We start from the raw sequence: 21,753 nt of genomic DNA on the forward strand, positions 1-21,753 counted from the left end.
CGTGAATACCTGGTGGGAGACAGCCAGTGCGGCGGAGGCCCGCGGCGACTGGGATGCGGCGATCTCCGCGGTCAGCGACGTTGCCGAGTGCTTCAGCGCCAACCCCGACCTGCACCACGCCCACCTGTGGCATCTGGACTTGCTCGTGCGTGCCGGACATCTCGACGAATTGGCCGCTCGCGGCAAGTCCGACCCTCATGCGGCACGAAGGTTGAACCGGTTTCTGTACGAGGAGGGTCGCGACACCGATCTCCGGCAGCGCGCTCTACAGGGAAACAAATCGGCGCTGTATCTCCTGGTGCGGCTGCTCCGGGAGCGCGGGGAAGACGCAGCCGCTCGGCAGGCGGTGACCGAGATCGATGCGACCGATACCTACGCGCTCGAATTGGCAGGCATGGCAGCCTGATCGGAGCGCCGAGGCTGAGGCTGGGGGTGGATGCCTGTTGCGGGCGCACGGGTCCAGATGGCAGTCCGGCCCACCTGATATCGCTGCTTCTTCCGCTGAACGGGCACCCGGTGCGGACCGAACAACCTGTCGTTGACCCGTACTACGTTGTGCGGGTGGCCGATATCTATGAGCTCGCGCTCTCCCTGGACCTATACGCCGACCTGTCGACAATGGACGTCGCAGAGTTGCGCTGGCAGATCGGCCAAGGGCCGGCGCCCGAAGACGAGGTTCGACTCTCACGAGGCTGTGTCACCGTTGTGGAGGACGAGGACGGGGAGCTGGACTGTACAGAACCACAACCGCTTCTCGACCAGAGCGGCGATGCGTGGAAGATCGACGGCGCGCTGGGCTCGAGCCTCGAGAGGACCGCGACCGGCTGGCGTCTGGAAGCCCGGCAAGAGGTTCATCCCGACGACTTCGAGGCACTGGAAGGTCTGTTGATCTGGCTGTCTCGCCAGGTTGATTCCGGCCGGGCCGCCGCGGATGGTTCCGTCGAGATCGGCCGCCTCCGCTGGTACGAGGACCTGGACTCCCAGCCGCTCCTCGTTCGAGAGGACAGCGTCCTCTGGCCCTGATCCGGGCCCGGCCGAGGGTACACATCTGCCGATGACAAGACGCGATACCCACTCGCTGATTTGGTCGCGAAGACGGGAATCGAACCCGCGCCCTCCCGTCTGAGCGAATGGTGCTCTACCAACTAAGCTACTTCGCGACCGCAGGCAAGCGTAGAGCTCGAAAACAATTGTGGCAAGGGACTTCCGTCGACTCGAGCGCGTTCAGAAGAGCTTCGTCAGTGATCCCCACAGCGTCCTCAACCTGCCGCCCGGAGCAGGCGAGTCCTGTTCGCGAAGAAGCCGAACCGCTTCCAGATCATCCCGCATCCACTGCGGCACTCGATCGCGTGGATACATCTCCAGATCCTCTTCGACGCCGAATTCGCTGTAGCACCATGCATCTGGCCTGCCATAGCCGAACTGGGTGGTGAATTCCCCGGTGGACAGGATGTGGAAGTCCAAGCGGAACCAGGTGCCTGCGCCAGGCGCGGACATGCTCGCGCGCAGGAGTTGCAGCGCCGGCGGAAAGTCGGGATCCTCGTCCAGCCAGCACGTGAACGGGCCATCCGCGGTGTCAACGACGATCTCGAGTGTCGTCATCGATCGACCAACCACGGTGTAGGACCCGTCGATCTTCGTCCACTCCAGCGGCATTCCGTCGACGTACATCTTGCTGCGGAGGTAGTCGAGAACCTCCTCGAGCAGCTCCTCGCGCGTGCGGTCGCCGTCCGGAAGCTCGGCATCGGCTGACAGGCTCATCTCAACGTACCGATCATCCTCGGACGATCATCCCCCGGCACCGATATCCGCCGTTACGTCGATCGGCCCTGATGGCCCCCACCAGGGCAGCGCAGAAGCCGCCGAACAGAATGGCTCCTGCCAGAAGGATTCCGACCCCGGCAAGGACGGTCGCGAGCACCGGGACACCGAAGCCGAAGTACATAGCGAACGGGCTCGACAACACTACGCCGACAAAGCTCCCGATCAGGGCCGCGACGAACACGGGCCGGTCTTTCATGGATTCGACTCTAGCCCTCAGGCGGTCGATCGCACGCTCGAGAGACTCGCATCTCATTGAGACCTCGATAAAGCCGGGGTCTCCGCTGAGTCCATCCGGTCCCGCCGGCCACGTATTTCTCCTCCTGGATGGCCCCGGCGACCCTCGTCTTCGACGACGTTTGGGACCTCGAGGGAGACCTCGACTTCAAGGGGATGTACATCGTCGGGTATTAGCCGGTGCAGGCCATCGATCTCCAGAGCCGGATAGGGCGGGAAGACATTCCGCTCTGGCACATCGAAGGGCATGCGTTCGATCTGAGGTTCCGCGCAGCGGATGCCGCCAATACTTCCGACAAGCCCCGGCTCTCGCTACTCGGCAGGTGCTCTCTCACGCGGAGCGTGGCGGGTACACATTCGCCGAGGACGGCTTTCGCTGACACGACGGCTCGAGCGGCGGGGCCGCTCCAAGCATTCGCTACCGCCGAGCTGTGAGCGACTCTATTTATCGTGCACTATCGGCTCTTCCGTGCCGGTTTCCGCCAAATCCACTGCGATAGTGCACGATAATTCGCCCCACCGAGGGGGCGCTACCCCGTCAGGCGACGGAGTGCAATCATCCGGCACCTCCGTGCCAGGGAACGGCCGCAACTGGTGCGTACCGCGTGAACCGAACAGGCGTGTGGTGCACCGCAGGATCGGGCTGTGCGCACCACCGCGCCCCGAACCTACCAACAGGTGCCTATGGCAGAAGATTGCCTGATGCTGGTGCGCACGGAAGTTATTTCGCAGGGACAGACGACGGTTCGGGCTCACACGCCCTTGGGTGTCGTTGACGTGCGCTGGTGCGGTGACCCGCGAGATCGGGACGGATGTCACCGCGTCGAGTGGACTGTCGACGAAGAGATTCAGTGGGGCCGCAACGCTGTGCCAGCCACTGTTTCCGAGCCCGGACTCCGGCGGGAGGGTGATCGAGTGATCATGCGCGGGCAGCTTCGGGTGAGTGAGGACGGCGGCGTCGAGCTTCGGGTGGGTGACTCGTCGATTCTGTTCGACAGTGCCGCGCCGATTCCTGCCGGCGTGGACGGGAGCTGGGTCGAGGTCGGCGTCGAAGCCGAATTCGTCAGTCTGTACCCGTATCAGCTTTGAGGACAGCCGGACCCCTCGTGGCTACTCATCGCCCAGCGCGACGCTGCCACCGACACGCTGCGATCCTCGACATCCGGGTCGGGAAGGCTGGTGTCCCCCAACCCCGGTCATTCGACCGAGGCCACCCCCGACCAGCCGCACATAGTGTTCCCGGCATGACCACAACCGAGCGCCCCGAAGTCTTCACCACCTCCGTCAGCGACGACGACCGAGCGCAACTGCACTCGCTGATCGCGGACTTGGAGGACGGATTCAACAGCAAGCGGGCCGACGTCCTCGACCGGCCGTTCGCGCGGGACGCGGTGGTCATCGTTCCCGACGGGACACTCATTCGCGGGTGGGACGAGCTGTTCGCTTATCACACCGCGCGGCTGGCCAACGTCGTCGCGAGTTGGACCACGCGGGTCCGGGTGCTGAGCGTGGCGATGCTCGACCAGGACACGGCGGTGGTGCATTTCAAGCAGGAGACCTCCACGCCCGACCGTGTATTCGCCAACCACGGGACGGTTGTCGCGGTGCGGCGCGGGGGCGCGTGGTGGATCAGCGCGCTGCACAACACCAACATCGCGTGACTGCCTATCGACCACGTCGAAATCGCTTTGCCCGCAGCGGGAATCGAGCGCTAGCGTACGCATCGACCTCGCCTGAGGCGCATTGGCCGCCGGATGAGCGCGTCCGCTGTTTCGGAGAGGGCAGTCGCCCGTTCGAGTCGGGCCGAGGTCCGGAGGGCTCCGCGTAGCTACGCGGGCCCCTCGCGCCGTCCTTCCCGCGATCGATCACTCCACTGCCATTTCCGGCCGAGCGGTAATAATCAGCGCCGCAACGCGATACAGCCGGAGAAGGCGCGGCGAGGGAGGTACGACGTGGCCGAAGACGCCCCGGAGGGAGGGCGCAGCCGATACCGATTGCGCTGGAACGTGATCGGCCGACTGCTCGTGGCCGCCGGAGCGCTGTACGTGCTCATCTGGATCGCCACGGTCATGGTGAACACCACGTGGACCCCACCCACCGACGAACCCATCTGGCAGATCAAACAGGTGCCCATCAGCATCCCCCTGACCCCGACAACACCGCCGAGCCCACCGCCTTCGGACACCCCGAACACGCCACCGCGCTGAGGACATCCACCCATTCGGACAAAGCCCTCCGGCCATGTCACCAATTCGTGACATCCAGATGTTTGCCAAGGAATTACTATCACTCGGTGGCTAACCAACCACCACCGTGATCGGACTCGAGTTCCTCCAGAACACGCGAACACCCGCGTTATGACCGTGCCGATGCCTGAAATTCGCCACCCTTCAGCCATCGGCTCAGGGACAGGAGCGACATGAACAGCAGCCGGAGCGTGGCAGTACTCGCCGTGGCCGCCGCGGCGGGCCTGGCGGCGGTTCCCGCCGGCGCAGACGATCCCGCCGAAGTCCGGGTCGACGCCCGGGTTGCCGACGGCAGGGGCGTCATCACCGTCCAGGACGGCACCATCCAGGTCAATCCGGACAGCGTGGTCATCGCCGACGCGAGCGGCGCACTCGTCCGCACGATCCCGAGGTACTTCCGGCTGGACGATTTCCGGTTCCCCGTCGACCTCGTCGTCGACGCCGACAAGGTAACTCTCACACCGGTTCTCGACACCGACCGCGCGGAATACGACCCCGCGGTTCCACCCCCGACCCCTGCACAGCCCGTGACCCCGCCCCAGGTCTGGGAGGGCGCCGCGATCGGCGCGGTCGCGGGCGGCATCACCGGCGCGGCGGCCGGATGCTTCATCGGCGCCGGGATCGGCGCGATCGTGGGCGGGGTCATGGCCGCCGCCTTGGCCCCGTTCGTGGTCCTCACGGTCGTGCCGGAGGCGCCCGAGACGGGTGCGGGGCTACTCGCGCTACCGATCGGCGGGGCCGTGGGCGGGTGCGTGCTGGCGGGTGCGCTGGGAGCGGGCGGCGGTGCGGTCACCGGTGCCCTCGTCGGCGCGGCGATCGGCCAGGGCGTCGCCAACATGACGACCAGCCCGCCCCCGCCGAACCCCTGACCTCACGCGAGAACTTCTCCCGCCGGCACCGCGGCGGCGATGACTCCTGTGCCGAGCGCGTTGGGTTGCCGAGCAGATCGTGCAGATCGCCGCCTGCAGGGTGTGCCAGCGCATCCATGACGGCAGTCAACGCCGGATACCCCACTGGGCGAGCATCCCGGAACAATGGCCGGTGTGGAAGAGGTGAAAATCGTTGTCGCCCATCAACAGCGCGTGACCGTGCGGGTAGGTGATGTGTTTCTCGAGATCGACGGTGACCAGGCACGACTGGACGCCGAGGTCACAGCAATGGTGGCCGCACCGATCCCGACACCGAATATCCTGTGGCGCAAGCCCTCCGTACTCGCCCTCTCCGCCTTACGAGGATCAGCGCTGGGCCGGCTCGGCGAGCCGTCGTCCGCAGTACCGGCCGCGTGGGCTGCGGCGGGCGAGGCGCTTCGGACACTGCACAACGCACCGCTGCCACCGCGACCCACGCGCACGCCGAACCACCTCGCAGCCGAACTCGATGCCGAGTGCGCGTGGCTGGTCCGGAACGATGTCCTTCCCGCCGAGACAATCACAGCCAACCGCGAGATCGCCCAGGCCGCGATCCGGTCGTTCACGCCGGCGTTCATCCACGGGGATCTGCAGCTCGAGCACGTGTTCGTCGATGGAGACGAAATCACCGGGGTGATCGACTGGTCCGAGGCGGCGCAGGGGGATCCGGCATACGACATCGCCACCCTGACGCTCGGTCACCCGGAACACCTCGAGGATGTCCTGTCGGGGTACGGCACCCGCGTCGATCTCGAGGTGATCCGGGCGTGGTGGTCGGCGCGAAGTCTGCGCGGTGTGCGATGGCTGATCGAGCACGGCATCGATCCCGGGGCGCCGGGGCGCGAGATCGACGTGCTCAGGGCTCAGGCGAGCCGACGCGAGACCGACCGTGCGTGGTGACAGCATGCCGGGTACGCCATTGCGCCAACAGCGAAACGGGATGCCGCACCGGCGCCGAGCTGACAGGGTCGAAGCCATGGAGACCGAGCTACGGGAAGCCGAGCGGCGACTGCAGGCGGCGCAGTTGGGCGGGGACGTCCAGGCGCTGGACGAGTTGCTCGACGAGCGGCTGATCTTCACCTTCGGCGCAGACACTTTCACCAAAGCCGACGACCTCGAGGTGCACCGCACCCGAACTCAGGTGCTGACCAAGGTCGAGGAAGAGGAGCTGACCGTGCTCGTCGAGGGCACCACCGGCGTCACGTGGTTCCTCGGTGTACTGGAAGGGAGCGTCCAGGGGGCGCCGTTCGCGGCGCGGATGCGCTACACCCGCACGTGGGCACACGACGCCTCGCGGGGATGGCGGGTCGTTGCCGCCCACGCCTCGACGGTGGAGTGATCAGCGCTTTCGGCCGCTATTCGATTCGCTCCTGGGTGATCCCGGGAATAGCGCGACTCGGGCGCTGATGGCCTGAGACAGAGGTCCCGATGCTGTCGACGAGGTGTCAGTCGACGACGCAGAACGTTGGAACGCTCCATACGTACGCGCACAGCGCCACCGTGACAACAACGCCCACCGCCGCGCCGAATACCACACTCCGTGCGCGATTCTCACCCGCTGCGGGCGCCGAATCCACGTGCGGGCGGGTTCGCACCACCGCGACGGTATGAATAACTGCGCCTACCCCGAGCGCGCCTGTGGCACCCCATAACGTCAGAACCGCAAACCCCTCGGTCATCGGCGGAATCCGGTTCACGTCGAGGTGGTGAGTGAACGTCGCAATTCCCTTGTGCTGCAACACGAGTACACCGAACAACAGCCACACGACTCCCACCGATCCCAGCCCGCCCCGCACCCGGCCGACGGGTGAACCGGCTCGACCCGGGCGCGGCGCATCCGCCTCGGTCGCGATCACGGACAGCACCAGGGCCGAGCCCACCGCGGCCCCGACAATCAGCAGCGATCTCTCGAAGGCGCTTCCCGTGGGAGCCGACCAGCACGGCGAAAGGTCGGGGAAAGGAAGTAGACCGACTCCAACCCCCGCGACCACAAGTCCGGCTCCCGCACCGAACAGCCCACGCCGCCATCGCAACAACTTGTGCCCGTCACGCTTCCGCGACGACGCTGTTTCGATCATCAATGCCCCACCCTGTCGGCCCGAATACCACCGCCCCGGAGATACCGGCGAGCACGGCCGTTGCCCGCTCCACTCGATGGTCGGCGAAGCCTATCGACAAGCTCCGACAACGCTCGAATATGTCCGCCCCGAACCACTTTGGACGAACAACGCGCTGACACTCGCCATCGACCAGCACAGAGTTCAGGCGAGCCGGCGGCACACGTCGGTTGACCGAACCAGCCGGCGCAAAACATCGGAGCGCCTTGAACCGGTAACCCGCCCATCGACGCACAACCCACCGCACCCCACCTTGATACGCTCCCCGCGAAAACACGCGGGTCGAGCGAAGAGGTTGGCATGGGAGTCTGGGGTCCGGGGAACTTCGACAGCGACACCGCCGCGGACGGGCTCGGGGAAATCACCGACCTGCTCATCGGGAACATCAGTGAGCAATTCCAGGACCCGGAGGACGACACGCCTCTCGAGCCGGACGAGTGGGGCGGGGACATGGTCCCGGCCTGGCTCGAGATTCTGGTGCAGCTGGCCGAACCGGCAAGGGTGGGAACGACATTCCCGGCGGCGGCCACGCTGGGTGAATGGCGGGAGCGGTACCTGCGGGTGTGGGACGGGTACATCGACGAGCTCGGGCCGGACGAGGAATTCAAGACCGCGCGGCGCGCCACGCTCGCGGGGACGTTCGATCGCGCCATCGCCGTCGCCACCGCTCGGGAGCGGGAAGAAGCCGAGTACGCGGGGTAGCGCCGGGGCGAGTACGAACCGCCCCGGCGCCACATGTCACTCCGAGTCGTTCTCCCCGGCGCGCGGCCGCGCGTATCGGCAGCCGAAAGACAAACCCGAACCTCAGGCGGCGGCCGGGTTCTCCAGCACGAGCGCCACACCCTGCCCGGACCCGACACACACCCCGATCGCCCCGTACCGCGCGTTGCGCTCGCGCAGCTCGGTCGCCAGGGTCAGCACGTACCGGCCACCGGTCGCGCCGAAGGGATGGCCGATCGCCACCGACCCGCCGTTGGGCGTCAGCTTCTCGTCGGGAATCGTGAAACCGCCCAGCTGATTGGGCAATTCGCGCAGCACGCCGAGCGCCTGCGCGCTGAACGCCTCGTGCACCTCCCACACGTCGATCTGCTCGGGCGCGAGACCGGCCCGCTCTAGCGCCAGCGGCAGCGCCCACGCCGGCGCCAGGCCCATGTACTGCGGGTCGATCCCGTACACCGCGGACGACACGACCCGGGCCAGCGGCTCCACCCCGAGCTCGGCGGCCCGCTCCCCCGAGGCCAGCACCAGCGCGCTGGCGCCGTCGGTCAGCGGCGTCGAGTTGCCCGCGGTCATCTGCGTCGTGCCCGGCTGCGGGGGCAGGGCGGCCAGCCGTTCGGCCGTGGTGTCCTCGCGGATGAACTCGTCGTGCTCGAACAACCGGGCGGGCGTCTTGCGCGTGCCCGGGATCTCGACCGGCATGATCTCCTTCGCCAGCCGCCCGGAGTTCCTGGCCGCCAGCGCGTTTCGCTGGGTCCGCAGGGCGAACGCGTCGATCTCCTCGCGCGTCAGCCCGTAGCGGTCGGCCACCTTCTGCGCGGTCTCGATCATGCCGATGTAGGCGTTGCGCCCCAGCAGCGCCGGATTCGCCGGACCGCCCGCGCCCGCCCACATCGTGTCGAGCAGGATCTGCGGACCCCGGGGCGCGAACGCGGCGTCGCCCTTCATGTACGCGTAGCCCGAGCGCGACATCGACTCGACGCCGCAGGCGATCCCGACCCCCAGGTCCCCGGCCTTGATCGCGTGCGCGACATTGATCGTCGCGCTCAGCGACGACGCGCAGAACCGGTTGATCGTCGCGCCGGCGGCGGTGTCCGGGAAACCGGCCGCCAGGGCCGCCCACCGCGCGATGTCACCCATGCCCTCGTGGGCGGGGTTCACACAGCCCGCGACGATGTCCTCGATCTGATCCAGCGGGACACCGACGCGCTCGCACGCGCCCTTCATGGTCATACCCAGCAGGTCGTCGGTCCGAATATGCGACAGCGAACCACCGTATCGAGCGAACGGGGTCCGGACACCACCGAGCACGAACGCTTCCGTCATGACATCTCCTTCGATCGTGTCCTCGAAGCTGCATCGAACGAGCCGAGTCAGCGTTTTCGATCTTGCCAGCCGGAGCGCTGTTCCAGGCGAAAGACTTCGTCCCGTGCGGTTTTCGCCCTACGCGGCCCGCCCGCGCAACCAGCGCCGATAGCCGCGCAGCGCGCGCTGCTGGAGCAGGGTCTCCCTGATCAGCGCCCAGCCGGGATGGATACCCGGGCGCGGGTCGCGCCCCGCGCCGAGCCTGCGCAGCTGCTGTCGCACCCGGGCCATGCTCGCCGCGGACGCGACGGCCTTGTCCCGCATCCGCACCGGTGCGATCACGACCGCGGCCGCGGGGTCGTGCCGCCACCGATTCGGCAGCTCGGGATCCAGCGCCAGCGCACTGCCCATACCGACGAGATCGATTCCGCCGGAACGTATTTCCTCGGCCACCGGCAGCCGCACCACCCCGCCGGTCAGCATCAGCGGCAGCGGACTCGAGACCGCGAGGTCTTCGGCGAGTCCGAGGAAGTACGCCTCGCGCGCGCGGGTCCGCTCGTCACCGGCCTGCCCGGTCATGGCGGGGGCTTCGTAACTGCCGCCGGACAGTTCGACCACATCCACGCCCAGCGGAGCGAGCAGCGCGATCACCCCGGCGGCGTCGCCGGCGTCGAATCCGCCGCGCTGGAAATCGGCGGAGTTCAGTTTCACCGCGACGGCGAAGCCGGGCGCGACGACGGCCCGCACCGCGCGCACGATGTCGAGCAGCAGCCTGGCCCGATTCTCCAGCGTCCCGCCCCACTCGTCCGTGCGCCGGTTCGACAGCGGCGAGAGGAACTGCGAGAGCAGATAGCCGTGGGCGGCATGGATTTCCACGCCGTCGAACCCCGCGGCTTCGGCCCGGCGCGCCGTCTCGGCGAATCGGCCGACGGTCTGTTCGATCTGCTGCGCGCTCATCGCCACCGGCTCGGCGAAACGCCCGCTGTTGCGGCCGATGTCGACCCGGATCGCCGACGGCGCCCAGGCCACGCCGGGCATGTCCGCGCGAACCTGACGGCCCGGATGGTTGATCTGCATCCACACCCGCGCACCGCCGCTCTTGGCGGCGATCGCCCACTGCCGGAACGGTTCCAGCGGCGACCGCTCGTCCAGGACGACACCGCCCGGGCCGGTGAGCGCCTCGGCGTGCACCATCACGTTGCCGGTGATGATCAACCCGGCACCGCCCCGACTCCAGCGGCGGTACAGCTGGAACAGCGCCTCGCCGGGCAGTTGCCCGGGCGCGGCCATGTTCTCCTCCATGGCGGCTTTGACGAGGCGGTTGGGGATGACGGCGCCGTTCGGGAGGGTGAACGGGTCGAAGACCGGCGAGGTGCGGACGGCCTCGTCGAGCTCGCCCGAGGTAGGGGGTGTCACTGACATCGGTGGCTCCTGCGTACGGTATGTTTACATTGCTAACATGAGGCTAGAAAGGAATGTAAGCAGTGTCAACTTCAGCGAAGGGTGGTTACCATCACGGCGACCTGCGCGCCTCGCTCCTGACCGCCGCGATGCGCATGCTCGAAGCCGGTGAGCCGTTCTCGCTGCGCGCGGTCGCACGCGAGGCGGGCGTCTCCCCGACCGCGCCCTACCGCCACTTCGCGGACCGGGACGCGCTCGAGTCGGCATTGGCCGCCCAGGGCCTGCGCGACCTACGGGAGGATCTGCTCACCGGACGCGAGTTGCCCACGGCCCCGGCGGATCTCGGCGACTTCGCGGTCGCCTACGTCGAGTTCGCGCTGCGCAGGCCCGCGCTGTTCCGACTGATGTTCGGCAACCCCTGTGACAGGTCGGACGAGGACCGAGCCCGAGCCGCGGAGGAGATCCACGAACTGCTGCGCTTCGGCATGGGACAGGTCTTCCCCGACGGCGATCGGGAGGCGCTGGCCGCGGCGGGCTGGGGTCTCGCACACGGGCTGGCCTGCCTGTACCTGGACGGCAAGCTGGCCGCGGACTCCCCCGACGCGCGCGCCGCGCAGATCCGCGCCTCGTTCACGGCGATCCTGTCCGCGCACACTTAACCGACATGTTGACAGTGCTCACATCAACTTCTACCCTCGTCCAATGTAAGCGCTGTCTACATTAGGGGTTGGTATGGCACCCGCACCACAGCAGGTCGTCGTAGAACTGGGCCGCCACTCGATCGCGGTCCCGAAAGGCGGTCTCTACGACCGCTTTCGGATGAACACCGATCTCGACGCCGTCGCGACGGATCCGCGAGTTCCCGGCGTCGACTTCTTCCGGCGCCTGCCGAAAACCCGGGTCGACTCACCGATCGGGCCCACCTGGACGCCGAACTTCTACTACCGGATCTCCACCGCGCGCCTGACGATGCTCGCGCCGCTGCGGGCGATCCGCGCGCGGCTGCCCCGGGAACTGTCCCCGCTGCAGCTCGCGCCCGGGATCGGGATCGTGTCGATCATGTTCTTCCGGTACGAGGTGTGCGACATCGACTTCTACACCGAGGCCGCGGTCGGGATCGGCGTACGGCCCGCGCGGCACGGGGGCCCGGGCCTGTTCGACCTGATCACGGGTCTGGCGAACGATCACCTGCACACGTACGTGCTGTCGCTGCCCGTCAGCAGCGACATCGCCCGGGTGCGCGGTCACGACGGGTACGGCTTCCCTAAGTGGGTCACCGGTATCGACGTCGGCATCGACGACGCGCGCGTGCTGGCCCGGGTCGCGAACGCGGACGGCGACACCGACGTGAGCCTGTCCGCGCGCACCCCGCGCCAGGTCACAACCGGTTCGGGCGAACGGATTTCGAGCCTGACCTCCTACACGACCATCGATGGCGCCTGGCATTCGACGCTGAGCCAGACCAACGTCCTGGCCACCGGCAGCGCACAGCTCCCGCGGGGTGTCGAGCTGCGGCTCGGTACCGGCCGGATATCCGACGACATCCGTTCCCTGCGACCGTCGCGAACCATTCGACTCGACGTCATGACAGCCGGGCAGAACGCCCTGCACATGCCGATCCCCACGTCCGTACCCGCGGTACCGCAATGACTTTCGAGTTCACAGTCCCTACGACAGCACCGGAGGAACCATGGTCGCGCGCATTCTGAATGTCGTCACCAACGTCGGGCATTACGACGACCCGTCCCATCCGACCGGGCTCTGGCTGTCCGAGCTCTCGCACGCGTGGGAGGTGTTCGCCGCGAACGGATTCGAGCAGACCCTGGTCAGCCCGGCCGGCGGTCGCGTTCCGCTGGAACCGCGGTCGCTGAAGTTCCCCAACTACGACGGGTCCGCGAAGTCCTGGCACGGCGATCCGGCGCGAATGGCGTTGCTGGACAACACCGCCGCGCCCGAGGACATCGCCTCGGCGGACTACGACGCCATCTTCTTCACCGGCGGGCACGCGGTCATGTACGACTTCCCCGACAGCGCCGGGCTGCAGCGGATCACCCGCGAGATCTTCGAGCACGGCGGCATCGTCGCCTCGGTGTGCCACGGGTACTGCGGACTGCTGAACACCGTGCTGTCCGACGGCACCCACCTCGTCGCCGGACGCAAGCTCACCGGCTTCGCGTGGCAGGAGGAGGTGCTGGCCCGCGTGGACAAGCTCGTGCCCTACAACGCCGAGGCCGAGGTGAAAAAGCGTGGCGCACTGTACGAGAAGGCCATGCTGCCGTTCGTTCCCTACACGGTGGTGGACGGCACTCTGGTGACCGGACAGAACCCGGGCTCGGCCAAGCGGACGGCGCGCGCGGTCGCGGCTCGGCTGGGCGCCGAAAAACCGGGCGATCGGCGGCGTTGACCTCCCCTTCGGCAACGATCGGGCATACGATTCTCGCGGGCAGCGGTGTGCGCCGGTGCCGTCGTCGAGGAACGGAGAGCGCCGTGAGCGTCGCCCTCGTGGTGATCGGCATCGTCCTGGTTGTCATCCTGGTCCAGCTGCTCTGGATCGTGCCCGTCGTCGTCCACTTCCGGGGGAAGAACGCGCGGCTGGATCAGGAACTGGCGACGAGCATGGCCGCCGAGACGGTCATCCTGCCGATGGAGCGCGGTAGCTATCGGGGCTCCACCGTGCCCGGCGCCCCCAAGGTCAAGAACAGCGGGCGCATCGGGCTGACCGGCCGACGCCTGGTCTTTCGCACCGCCACCTCGAAACTGATCGAGATCCCGGTCGCCGCCATCACCGGCGTCCGGGAGTCCAAGGCGTTCAACGGCGCCGTGCACGGTGGGACCACGCATATGGTGGTGTCGACCGCCGACGGCGAGTACGGCTTCATCCTCTCCGATACCGCACGCTGGATCTCCGGTCTCGACGGGCTGGTTCGGCGCTCGCACTGAGCCATTACGTATCCGGTTGCGGCACAGCCCTATTCGGGTCGCCGGAACCCGCCGAGACGCTCTTCGAGGAGCTCGGCCAGCCGGAGCGGGGTGCGGTCCTCGAGCATCGGCCCGATGAGCTGCACGCCCACCGGGAGACCATCGGGTGACGGGCCGGTCGGGATCGCGGTGGCGGGCAGGCCGGGCATCGTGGCCGCACCGGCCCACACGAGCTGGTCGAAGTAGGCGTGTGAGGTGCCGTCGATGTCGATCCGGCGGTCGTCGAGTCCGCCGGCGTGGTCGTGCGGGAAAGCGGGGGTCGGGGTGATGGGACAGACCACCACGTCGAACTCGGTGAACAGGTGACGCCACTGCTGCCGGTGGAGCTCGCGGCGGTGGTTCGCTTCGACCCGCTCGCGGTGACTGAGCACCGTGCCGCGCAGGCGCGTCGCGTCCAGGCCGCTGTCGTCCGGGCGCAGTGCGGCGGCGCGGGCACGCAGCTGCTCGTAGGCCTCGGCGGGCAGGCTCGCGGCGGCGGTCGACATCATCAGCAGCATGTAGATCGTCGCGGCGTCGGCGAGATCCGGGAGCAGGGAGCTGTGGTGTTCGACGCGGGCGCCCCCGTCCGACAGCGCCCGGGCGACGCGCTGCAGGCCCGCGCGCACCGCAGATCCGGTGGGAATGACCGGATGATCTTCGACGATCAGCACCCGGAAGTCCGATAGCCGTTCGTGACGCGCGGGTGGCAGGGCGAGGTCGTAGCCGACGCCGTGGGTCAGCGGGTCGGGGCCGGCCATGACATCCAGCAGCAGCGTGAGGTCGCTCGCGGTGCGGGCCATCGGACCGGCCACGGCGAGGTCGAGATCGATCGGCAGGGGCGGGGCGGGCGGCGCGATCATGCCCCGGGTCGGTACTAGGCAGAGGGTCGGTTTATGTGCGTAGACGCCGCAGAAATGCGCGGGTGTGCGTAGTGATCCGGCGATGTCCGTGCCTATCGAGAGGGCGCCGAAGCCGGCCGCCAGGGCTGCGGCCGAACCGCCCGACGAGCCGCCCGCGGTGCGGTCGCGATCCCACGGATTCGTGGTGACGCCGTAGATGTCGTTGTAGGTCTGGATATCTCGCAGGGTCACCGGAACGTTGGTCTTTCCCAGGAGCACCGCGCCGGCGGATTTCAATCGTGACACCTGCAGCGAGTCCTGCGCGGGAACGTAATTCGCGTACTGCGGCATACCCCAGGTCGTCGGCAGTCCGGCCATGTCGTAGGACTCCTTGACCGTCACCGGAATTCCGAGCAGCGGGCCGTTCTCGCCGCGGGCGCGCGCCCGGTCCGCGTGCCGGGCGGCGGCCCGGGCCCGGTCGAAATCGCGGACGCAGATCGCGTTGATCGCCCGGTCGTCACGCTCGATACGGGCGATCGCCTCCTCCGTCAGTGCCACCGAGGTCACCGCACCCGACCGCAACGCTGTCCCGAGTTCTGCCGCCGATCGAAAGCTCCATTCCATGAAATCGACGGTATGCACGGGCTGCGAAAGCCATAAAATGACTTATCGCGCAACGAGAATCGTGCGGTGCCGTGGTTCCGGGCCGAGCGAATACCTCCATTGACGCTATCCCGCCGGTCAGGACGCCAGCAGCGAATACGCGCCGGCGGCGAGGGCACGGAATGCGCACCGGGCGCAATGGGAGCGATGTCTCACCGTTCGGCGGCGGAAATCGCCCGCGGCGCACGCCGATCGGGAATTCTCACAACCGAATCGGTCCCCTTTCGGTGGCGAGTGCGGCCAATGCGCGCAGGGCGGAGTTCTCCGCGGCCGTGCGCCAGACCAGCGCCCAGTGCAGCAGCGGGGCGTCGGGCATCGGCAGGAAGACAATCCCCGGCGGGCTGTTGTAGCGGGCGGCGATCTCGCCGAGCGGGTGCACGCACTCACCGGTCGCGACGAGGGAGAGCAGTTCGTGGAACGTGCGGGCGATCGGGCCGCGCGCGATACGGCGGCCCCGCGGGGTATGTGTGGGCACCATGGCCGCGACCCAGTATTCGGGGGCGTCGGGTCCGAGATCGGCGACCCGATAGTCGGCCAGGTCCTCGAGATCGGCGACGCCGCGTGCGGCCAGTGGATGGTCGGTGGACACGGCCAGGACGCGTCCCCCGGTGAGTACGGTCGGGCCGACCGTCAGATCGGGTTCGGCGACCGGGAGCCACAGCACGTTCGCGTCGTTGTCGCCGGTGCGCAGCGAGGTGAACGAATCCCCGCCGTTGACCTCGGCGAAGCTCACCTCCGCACCCGGGTGGCGGGCCGCGTACACGTCGAGCAGCGGCCGCAGTTCGTGTCCGGCGTGCCCGAACACCCCGAGCCGCACCGACTTTCCGCCCCCGGCGCCCGTTGCCTCCGCCCGTTCCAGGGCCGCGTGCAGCAGATCCTGCACCTGCTGGAGGTCCTCGCGCAGGCGGCGGCCGACCGGGGTCAGGCGCACGGTGCGGCTGGTGCGCTCGAACAGCTCGACCCCCAGGCGCCGTTCCTGTTTGCGCACCGCCTGGCTGACCCGGGCCTGGGACACGTGCAGGCGCTCGGCGGTCCGGCCGAAGTGCAGTTCCTCGGCGAGGGTCAGGAAGATCTCGATATCGCGCAGCTCCACTGATAACTCCAGAGTTATTGATCGGTGCACGAACCGTACCTTGTTCGCCCGATGGCCCGGATCGAAGCTGAATGCGTCCGACCCACGCCACTCAGCACAATCGGAGACCGCAGTGAACCTCACGCTCTGGATCGCCACCGGCCTGCTCGCCGCCGTCGCGCTGGCCGGCGGAATGACCAAAACCTTTCTGCCCAAGCCGAAACTGGCCGCGGCGCACGGTGGCGAGTGGACCGCCGACTACTCCCCCGGCGCCATCAAATCCCTCGGCGTGACCGAACTGCTGGCCGCGGTCGGGCTGATCCTGCCCGCCGTCCTGGATATCGCCCCCGTGACGGTGGCGATCACGGCCGGCGCGTGGATCCTGCTCATGGTCGGCGCGATGCGGACCCACGCCCGCCACGGTCAACCCGCGCTGGTCGCGGTGAATTCGGTCTATCTGGCTCTCGCCGTGTTCATCGTCGTGGGCCGCCTGGCCCTCGAACCGTTCTGATCGGCATGTCCACGCGCCGACGAGCGCCGGTCGATGCCCGCCCGCCGCTCACCCTGCGCCCCAACACATCCCGCCGACCACGATCCACCCCGCGTACCATGAGGTGACGGATCGAGAAGGGGGCCGTCATGCCATCGAACACCAGCCCGGAGCCGGCCGAGGACCCGCGCGCCCACTGGCGCCACCTCCCGCCCGAGCCCACGCCGTTCGTGGAAGAGACGCAGGTGGCGGGCACGTCGTCGAGCTTCACCGTTCCCAGCATCGACCCGGCGCAGGACTTCATCCGCCTGTACGGCGGGTAGGCCGGGGGCCGGAGGCGCGAACAGCAATGCGGGACCCTTCAGGTCCCGCATTCCTGCTCGCTCGAGCGAGTTGGCTTGCAACACTGTCGAACTCCCGAAGAGTCTGATCGGCGATCAGGTAGGCCGCATCCGCCGTGGACCTGTTCACCGTGAACTCCGCCTCGAACGGCCGCGCCCGTAAGGCACGGTCCGGCAGCAGCGTTCCCGTCACCCGGAACAACGTGCGGGTTTCGGTATCGGGCTCGAGCTCTACGGCGTCGACCGTGTACCCCGCGGCCGGGGTACGGACGAGTTCGTCGACGATCGCCGACGGGCCGACGCGCGCGACGTCGCCGAGGGTGAGCCGGGCATCCGCGGCGTACCAGAACCGCAGTGCGCCTTGCCTTGCGGTGAGCTGAGCGAAGTAGAGGGTCGCGAACGCCCGTGCGTTCTCGCGGGTGAAGTGGTTGTCGTCGATCATGGCGGTCCTTCTGATCAATCCCAGGAAGTGGTCCGCGCTCAGATCGGGACGCTGCTCGGCGGTGTCGGCGAGAGCGCTGACCTGTGCGTGCAGCTCGCTCATCGCGGTCAATCGCGCGGCCAGGCCGTCGCGATGCGCCGCCAGTACCCGTGCCATGGGCACGGTTCCGGCGAGCGCCTCCGCGATCCGGTCCAAACCGAGCCCGAGTTGGCGCAGCGCCAGCACCCGGTACAGGCGCCGGACATCGGCCTCTGTGTAGCGGCGATGGCCGGTTCCGGTGCGTGCGGCCGGGCACACCAGCCCGATGCGGTCGTAATGGTGCAGCGTGCGAACCGTCAGGCCGGCTTCCGCCGCGAGTTCACCGATCTTCCACACCCGCACGATTCCCGTCTCGTCCATGCGGCGAACCACCTCCCCCTGCGCACCTCGCGCGGGCATCGAGGACGTTAGGACCTGACGTTACGTCAGGAGCAAGTGGCGATCTCCGTGCTCAGCGGCGGGTGGTTCCGGGCGGCGTTCTGCGGCGGGTACGGACGGGGCATCGCACCGAAGAACCTGGCGCCTGCGGATCACCATGCGATCGCGCGACGGAATTCCGAGTTCTTCTCGGCATCAGCACTTTTCGAGCACAACGCGGCCAGCGCCTCGCTCCGATCGCAAGCGCCGACCGGTCAGCCGGGTGGGATCAGGTCGCTCGCGCTCACGGTGTAGGTCAGGGGCGGGTAGCGGAAGGCGGTTTCGTTGTTCTCGCGGCGGCGGAGTTGATAGAACTCCCGGCGTTGATCCTCGTCGGCGAGGGTCAGGCGTTCGCCGTGTGGGAGGTGCGGGTGGCCGTTTTCGAAGCGGAGGTGGGTCTTCGAGGTTCGGAACGTCACGCCGAGCCAGTCGTTCTCCGCGGGGCGGGCGGGGGTATCCAGCACGATCTTGTGTTTGAGCAGGCGGTTCGTTTCGACTGAGAAAACCACGAAACCGTTGTGCGACAGCGGGATCTCGTACTTCTCGGACGAGCCTTTGGGTTCGACGATCAGTTTCCTGGGGGCCGTCGGTTCGGGGCGGCGGTAGCAGGAGAAGACCGCGATGTGCGAGCCGTCGGCCAGGTCGAGTGCCTGATCCGAGTGACTGCCCATGGTGGCGTAGGCGTTCGTGTAGGTCTCGATCAGCGCGTTGTCGAACGTCGCGGGTAGACCCGCCCGCGCCCTGATCTGTTCCGCGAGACGATCATGCACCGGGCGGAAGGGCTGGGCGGGGTTCTCGTACCTGGTGGTGGTGCGTACGAGCGGAACACCGCCCGCCGCATCGGATTTCGTGAGCGTGGCCCCGCGCCTGCCGGTGCCGAGCTCTTCCCACCGGACCGAGGCCGACAGCTCCGCGTACCACTCCTGCTCGAACGGCACGGTGTACGAGGCGATCCCGGGCGCGACCTCAGACCCGGGGAGCAACGTAGTCCCCCGAATTCATGCTGAAGCCGAACCGGTCGCCGTAGTCGATGTGCGCGGAGGTCTTGTTCTCCTCGGAGTACAGCCTGCGCAGCTCGTCCATACCCTCCGGCGTGGGCTGCTCCAACTCCGCGAGGCCGCCGGCCAGTTTGAGGAATGTCCGCCCATCCCTGTGCACGGCTTCGGTGCTCGAGCAGCGCACCACGTACCCCAGCCGGGTCGGCAGCGACTCCGCGTCCAGGCTCGACGGCCGGATCTCGTGGGTGTACAGGCGGTTCGTGGACAGCGGCATGAAGAAGACGGAGCCGGGATACAGGGTCAGTTCGAACTGCACGGGCAGGTCGGGGCCGGCGTGCTCGGCAGCCGAATTCTTCAGTTGGAAGCGCAGTTTGGTCAGTCCGCTGACGTTCCGCACGCCGCGATCGAAGGGATCCCCGGCCAGGGGCTCCAGCCGGTCGAGCCCGTCGTAGAACGTGCAGAACGCCATGATCCCGTTGCCGGGCATGTCCTTGGTCTTGTCCGCGTGCGCCGAGATCTTGGCTTTGGCCTGCTTGCGCTCGGGGGTGGCGCGGGTGTTGTGATAGATCTGGGCGAGCACGTGATTCAGGGGCGCGCCGTCCCGGAAGATGGTGGCGGCCTCACGATTCAGCGCCGCCACGATGTCCGCGTCGGTCGGCCCGAACCCCTCGGTGGGCCCGGAGAGATTCGTCGAACACCGCAGCAGCCGGAAATGCAGATCCGCACCGTCGCGGTGCACCGGCGTCAGGTAGATACCGCTCCGATGGGCGGCCCCCGGCTTGGTCGACTCGGTCAGCGACTGGAAGGCGTGCTCGTCGCCGATCCGGCCGAAGTGGTCGTCGCCGGGGTCGAAGAAGCGGCGGTAGTACACACCCGCGCCGTGCACCCGGACGGGAACCCGGCCGACATCTATCCGGGTCCACGCGTCACCGTGTTCGCCGTCCGCCAGTTCCCGGACGACGAACACCCGAGCGGCCGAACACACTGCGGCAGCGTCAATCCCGTCCGGATCCCCACACAGGTAAACGGATTTCCCCTCGACGTCCACCTCCCCGGCCGCGAGCTCCTCCGGCGTACGGACGACGCCGAAGAAGTCCCCGCACCCCGCCCCCGCAGGCGCGATCAAGATGTTGTCGCCACCGTCGATCCGGGCTTGCGTCGTACTCATCGCTCGGTACCCGCCGTTCGCAGATCCGGTGGTGCGCCAACGCCCGCCACCCCCTGCGCACCACACCTGGACAAACGGAAGCGGACTTTCACCCTACGTCAGGCGACACACGCGCCAGGAAACCCAACCGTTCGCCGGACCCGGCACGCGCATACCCGGCCGGTGTCATTCGATGATCACGAGCCACCACTGCTGCCGGCGAGGAGAAACGCGAGCAGACCGTGCGGCCCGAGGCTGCCGGTCTCGATGAAGCCGCAGCCGCCCTGATCGGCCGGCGTGGCGGGTGTACTACCGACCGGCGCCGCGACGACCGTCACGGTGATCGACGCGGTGGTACCCGCGTGCTTGGCGACCAACTCGTGCGTACCGGGGGTCGTCGGTATCCACTGCACCGACGCGTAGGTCCCACCACCCTCGTACCCGCCGTAGGTTCCGCTGTTCCCGATGCACTGTCCGTTGTCGAAGAAGGTCACCTTCGGATTCTGTAAGTCCATGCGAGACAGCGCACCCCACGCATCCACCGAGTACTTCTCACCCACCACGTACTGACTCGCCGCGGGGTACAGGGTGACAGTGGAGACTGTCGCCGAAGCCGGGGCTCCGACCACTGCGGCCAGGGCTGATACTGCCACCAAACCCGTTGCGCCCCTGGCGATCCAACGTCCGGTACTCATTCGAATTGCCTCCCGTTCACACCCCCGACTGAGGGGTCGGTGAAGGGTAGCCCCCGAGAACTCTGAATCGCTGACGTTTCAAAGACGGCCGGACCCCCGAATTACCGGGGCACAGACAGCGACTCAGAGGGCGGGCACCTCGGGGAGCGGGCCGGTGCTGAGGCGCTCGGCGGCGCGCTTGGTCATGCCGAACATGCGCAGCATCCGGTAGGTCATCTCGTCCGAGAGGGCGTCGGCGTCCGCGCCGGGATCCGCGTCCAAGAGCTGTAGCAGGCCCAGCAGGGCGCCGCCGGCGGACATGACGGCCAGATCGACATCCATCGGCTCGAAGCGGCCGGCCTCCTGAGCCGCGCGGATGTCGCCGCGGGCCCGCGGGGCCAGGCCCTCGTCGCGCAGCATGACGCTCATACCCGAATTCAGGACGACCTTCACCATCTCCGGGATGCGGCGCTGCAGACGACCGGTCATCCGGAAGCTGACCGCGAACACCTCGGCCGGGTCCTCGTACATCGCCACGATCCGATCGCGCATCTCGCTGTAGACCAGCAGGGCCGAGCGGACCGCCTCGTCGAAAAGCTGTTCCTTGGAGTCGAAGTGGTTGTAGAAGCTGCCGAAGCCGACGTCGGCGGCCTCGGTGATCTCCTGGATGCTCACTGCGGAGCGCCCCTCGGACAGGAACCCTCGCGCGGCGGCGAGCAGGGCGTTTCGCGTGCGCTCGCGCCGCCGATCGGTGCGGTTGGGCGCCGCGGGCTCGGCAGTCATCGGACCCCACTTCCGTCTATTGGAGCCCAGATCATATCTGACGAATCGATCAGGATCGATTCTCGACGCTTCTCACAGTTCTGATCAAACCATCAGTTTCTCCTTGACAGAGCAAACGATCGTGATTGATGATTTCAT

27 protein-coding genes and 1 tRNA gene are annotated in these 21,753 nt (G+C 67.8%); 15 read left to right on the forward strand and 13 right to left on the reverse strand.

Features of this window, described 5'->3' with window-relative positions; all coding sequences use genetic code 11:
• Position 1: 1 nt before the first annotated feature.
• Positions 2–406, forward strand: coding sequence for a hypothetical protein (locus ACWDOP_RS27010; RefSeq protein ID WP_456347275.1), 405 nt, complete (start codon positions 2–4; stop codon positions 404–406).
• 155 nt (positions 407–561) lie between these two features.
• The gene (locus ACWDOP_RS27015) at positions 562–1,023 is read left to right on the forward strand and encodes a hypothetical protein (RefSeq protein WP_456347276.1); all 462 of its coding nucleotides are present in this window, start codon (positions 562–564) and stop codon (positions 1,021–1,023) included.
• A 61-nt stretch (positions 1,024–1,084) separates the two neighbouring features.
• On the opposite strand, the gene ACWDOP_RS27020 is transcribed toward ACWDOP_RS27015, so the two are convergent.
• From ACWDOP_RS27020 to ACWDOP_RS27030, 3 genes are all read right to left on the reverse strand, one after another.
• Positions 1,085–1,160 (reverse strand) — tRNA-Glu (locus tag ACWDOP_RS27020).
• Between the two features lie 64 nt (positions 1,161–1,224).
• Positions 1,225–1,761, reverse strand: coding sequence for a hypothetical protein (locus ACWDOP_RS27025; RefSeq protein ID WP_456347277.1), 537 nt, complete (start codon positions 1,759–1,761; stop codon positions 1,225–1,227).
• 13 nt (positions 1,762–1,774) lie between these two features.
• Positions 1,775–2,020, reverse strand: coding sequence for a hypothetical protein (locus tag ACWDOP_RS27030; RefSeq protein ID WP_456347278.1), 246 nt, complete (start codon positions 2,018–2,020; stop codon positions 1,775–1,777).
• Between the two features lie 683 nt (positions 2,021–2,703).
• On the opposite strand from ACWDOP_RS27030, the gene ACWDOP_RS27035 reads away from it, so the two are divergent.
• The 6 genes from ACWDOP_RS27035 to ACWDOP_RS27060 all read left to right on the forward strand — a co-directional run bounded on the left by ACWDOP_RS27035 (position 2,704) and on the right by ACWDOP_RS27060 (position 6,551).
• On the forward strand, positions 2,704–3,147 hold the full coding sequence (locus ACWDOP_RS27035) for a hypothetical protein (RefSeq protein ID WP_456347279.1): 444 nt from the start codon (positions 2,704–2,706) through the stop codon (positions 3,145–3,147).
• 155 nt (positions 3,148–3,302) lie between these two features.
• Entirely contained in the window at positions 3,303–3,719 is a 417-nt protein-coding gene (locus ACWDOP_RS27040) for a YybH family protein (RefSeq protein WP_456347280.1), read from the forward strand.
• Positions 3,720–4,010: 291 nt separating this feature from the next.
• On the forward strand, positions 4,011–4,265 hold the full coding sequence (locus tag ACWDOP_RS27045) for a hypothetical protein (RefSeq protein WP_456347281.1): 255 nt from the start codon (positions 4,011–4,013) through the stop codon (positions 4,263–4,265).
• Positions 4,266–4,477: 212 nt separating this feature from the next.
• Positions 4,478–5,173, forward strand: coding sequence for a hypothetical protein (locus ACWDOP_RS27050; RefSeq protein WP_456347282.1), 696 nt, complete (start codon positions 4,478–4,480; stop codon positions 5,171–5,173).
• Between the two features lie 165 nt (positions 5,174–5,338).
• Positions 5,339–6,112: a phosphotransferase gene (locus ACWDOP_RS27055; protein ID WP_456347283.1), complete on the forward strand. Its 774-nt coding sequence runs from the start codon at positions 5,339–5,341 to the stop codon at positions 6,110–6,112.
• 76 nt (positions 6,113–6,188) lie between these two features.
• Positions 6,189–6,551 carry a nuclear transport factor 2 family protein gene (locus ACWDOP_RS27060; protein ID WP_456347284.1) on the forward strand — a complete coding sequence of 121 codons (363 nt, stop codon included), beginning with the start codon at positions 6,189–6,191 and terminating at the stop codon, positions 6,549–6,551.
• Between the two features lie 106 nt (positions 6,552–6,657).
• Here ACWDOP_RS27060 and ACWDOP_RS27065 read toward each other — a convergent pair whose 3' ends face one another.
• Positions 6,658–7,290: a hypothetical protein gene (locus tag ACWDOP_RS27065; RefSeq protein WP_456347285.1), complete on the reverse strand. Its 633-nt coding sequence runs from the start codon at positions 7,288–7,290 to the stop codon at positions 6,658–6,660.
• Between the two features lie 339 nt (positions 7,291–7,629).
• Between ACWDOP_RS27065 and ACWDOP_RS27070 the strand changes: the two genes are divergently transcribed.
• Positions 7,630–8,031 carry a DUF4259 domain-containing protein gene (locus ACWDOP_RS27070; protein WP_454206517.1) on the forward strand — a complete coding sequence of 134 codons (402 nt, stop codon included), beginning with the start codon at positions 7,630–7,632 and terminating at the stop codon, positions 8,029–8,031.
• 102 nt (positions 8,032–8,133) lie between these two features.
• On the opposite strand, the gene ACWDOP_RS27075 is transcribed toward ACWDOP_RS27070, so the two are convergent.
• Both ACWDOP_RS27075 and ACWDOP_RS27080 read right to left on the reverse strand, forming a co-directional pair.
• Positions 8,134–9,372: a thiolase family protein gene (locus ACWDOP_RS27075; RefSeq protein ID WP_454206519.1), complete on the reverse strand. Its 1,239-nt coding sequence runs from the start codon at positions 9,370–9,372 to the stop codon at positions 8,134–8,136.
• A 117-nt stretch (positions 9,373–9,489) separates the two neighbouring features.
• Positions 9,490–10,773: an NADH:flavin oxidoreductase/NADH oxidase family protein gene (locus ACWDOP_RS27080; RefSeq protein WP_456347286.1), complete on the reverse strand. Its 1,284-nt coding sequence runs from the start codon at positions 10,771–10,773 to the stop codon at positions 9,490–9,492.
• A 62-nt stretch (positions 10,774–10,835) separates the two neighbouring features.
• On the opposite strand from ACWDOP_RS27080, the gene ACWDOP_RS27085 reads away from it, so the two are divergent.
• The 4 genes from ACWDOP_RS27085 (at position 10,836) to ACWDOP_RS27100 (ending at position 13,692) form a co-directional block, all read left to right on the forward strand.
• Positions 10,836–11,411 carry a TetR/AcrR family transcriptional regulator gene (locus ACWDOP_RS27085; RefSeq protein WP_456347287.1) on the forward strand — a complete coding sequence of 192 codons (576 nt, stop codon included), beginning with the start codon at positions 10,836–10,838 and terminating at the stop codon, positions 11,409–11,411.
• 73 nt (positions 11,412–11,484) lie between these two features.
• Entirely contained in the window at positions 11,485–12,402 is a 918-nt protein-coding gene (locus ACWDOP_RS27090; protein ID WP_456347288.1) for an acetoacetate decarboxylase family protein, read from the forward strand.
• Between the two features lie 40 nt (positions 12,403–12,442).
• Positions 12,443–13,156 carry a type 1 glutamine amidotransferase domain-containing protein gene (locus tag ACWDOP_RS27095; RefSeq protein ID WP_456347289.1) on the forward strand — a complete coding sequence of 238 codons (714 nt, stop codon included), beginning with the start codon at positions 12,443–12,445 and terminating at the stop codon, positions 13,154–13,156.
• An 83-nt stretch (positions 13,157–13,239) separates the two neighbouring features.
• Positions 13,240–13,692 carry a hypothetical protein gene (locus tag ACWDOP_RS27100; RefSeq protein ID WP_456347290.1) on the forward strand — a complete coding sequence of 151 codons (453 nt, stop codon included), beginning with the start codon at positions 13,240–13,242 and terminating at the stop codon, positions 13,690–13,692.
• 29 nt (positions 13,693–13,721) lie between these two features.
• Here ACWDOP_RS27100 and ACWDOP_RS27105 read toward each other — a convergent pair whose 3' ends face one another.
• Complete coding sequence (locus tag ACWDOP_RS27105; RefSeq protein WP_456347291.1) at positions 13,722–15,173, reverse strand: amidase; 1,452 nt, start codon at positions 15,171–15,173, stop codon at positions 13,722–13,724.
• Between the two features lie 241 nt (positions 15,174–15,414).
• Positions 15,415–16,305, reverse strand: coding sequence for a LysR family transcriptional regulator (locus ACWDOP_RS27110; protein WP_456347292.1), 891 nt, complete (start codon positions 16,303–16,305; stop codon positions 15,415–15,417).
• A gap of 112 nt (positions 16,306–16,417) precedes the next feature.
• Between ACWDOP_RS27110 and ACWDOP_RS27115 the strand changes: the two genes are divergently transcribed.
• Positions 16,418–16,795 carry a DoxX family protein gene (locus ACWDOP_RS27115; RefSeq protein ID WP_456347293.1) on the forward strand — a complete coding sequence of 126 codons (378 nt, stop codon included), beginning with the start codon at positions 16,418–16,420 and terminating at the stop codon, positions 16,793–16,795.
• 128 nt (positions 16,796–16,923) lie between these two features.
• Positions 16,924–17,097: a hypothetical protein gene (locus ACWDOP_RS27120; RefSeq protein ID WP_456347294.1), complete on the forward strand. Its 174-nt coding sequence runs from the start codon at positions 16,924–16,926 to the stop codon at positions 17,095–17,097.
• Here the strand turns inward: ACWDOP_RS27120 and ACWDOP_RS27125 are convergent.
• The 5 genes from ACWDOP_RS27125 to ACWDOP_RS27145 all read right to left on the reverse strand — a co-directional run bounded on the left by ACWDOP_RS27125 (position 17,075) and on the right by ACWDOP_RS27145 (position 21,615).
• Complete coding sequence (locus ACWDOP_RS27125) at positions 17,075–17,956, reverse strand: MerR family transcriptional regulator (RefSeq protein ID WP_456347295.1); 882 nt, start codon at positions 17,954–17,956, stop codon at positions 17,075–17,077. The two genes, ACWDOP_RS27120 and ACWDOP_RS27125, sit on opposite strands and share 23 nt — an antisense overlap.
• A 272-nt stretch (positions 17,957–18,228) precedes the next feature.
• On the reverse strand, positions 18,229–18,996 hold the full coding sequence (locus ACWDOP_RS27130) for a hypothetical protein (protein WP_456347296.1): 768 nt from the start codon (positions 18,994–18,996) through the stop codon (positions 18,229–18,231).
• The gene (locus ACWDOP_RS27135) at positions 18,980–20,179 is read right to left on the reverse strand and encodes a hypothetical protein (protein ID WP_456347297.1); all 1,200 of its coding nucleotides are present in this window, start codon (positions 20,177–20,179) and stop codon (positions 18,980–18,982) included. The genes ACWDOP_RS27130 and ACWDOP_RS27135 overlap by 17 nt, the downstream gene beginning before the upstream one ends.
• 176 nt (positions 20,180–20,355) lie before the next feature.
• On the reverse strand, positions 20,356–20,853 hold the full coding sequence (locus ACWDOP_RS27140) for a hypothetical protein (protein ID WP_456347298.1): 498 nt from the start codon (positions 20,851–20,853) through the stop codon (positions 20,356–20,358).
• 123 nt (positions 20,854–20,976) lie between these two features.
• The gene (locus ACWDOP_RS27145) at positions 20,977–21,615 is read right to left on the reverse strand and encodes a TetR/AcrR family transcriptional regulator (RefSeq protein ID WP_456347299.1); all 639 of its coding nucleotides are present in this window, start codon (positions 21,613–21,615) and stop codon (positions 20,977–20,979) included.
• Positions 21,616–21,753 lie beyond the last annotated feature (138 nt).

Source organism: Nocardia sp. NPDC003693, from assembly GCF_053981095.1.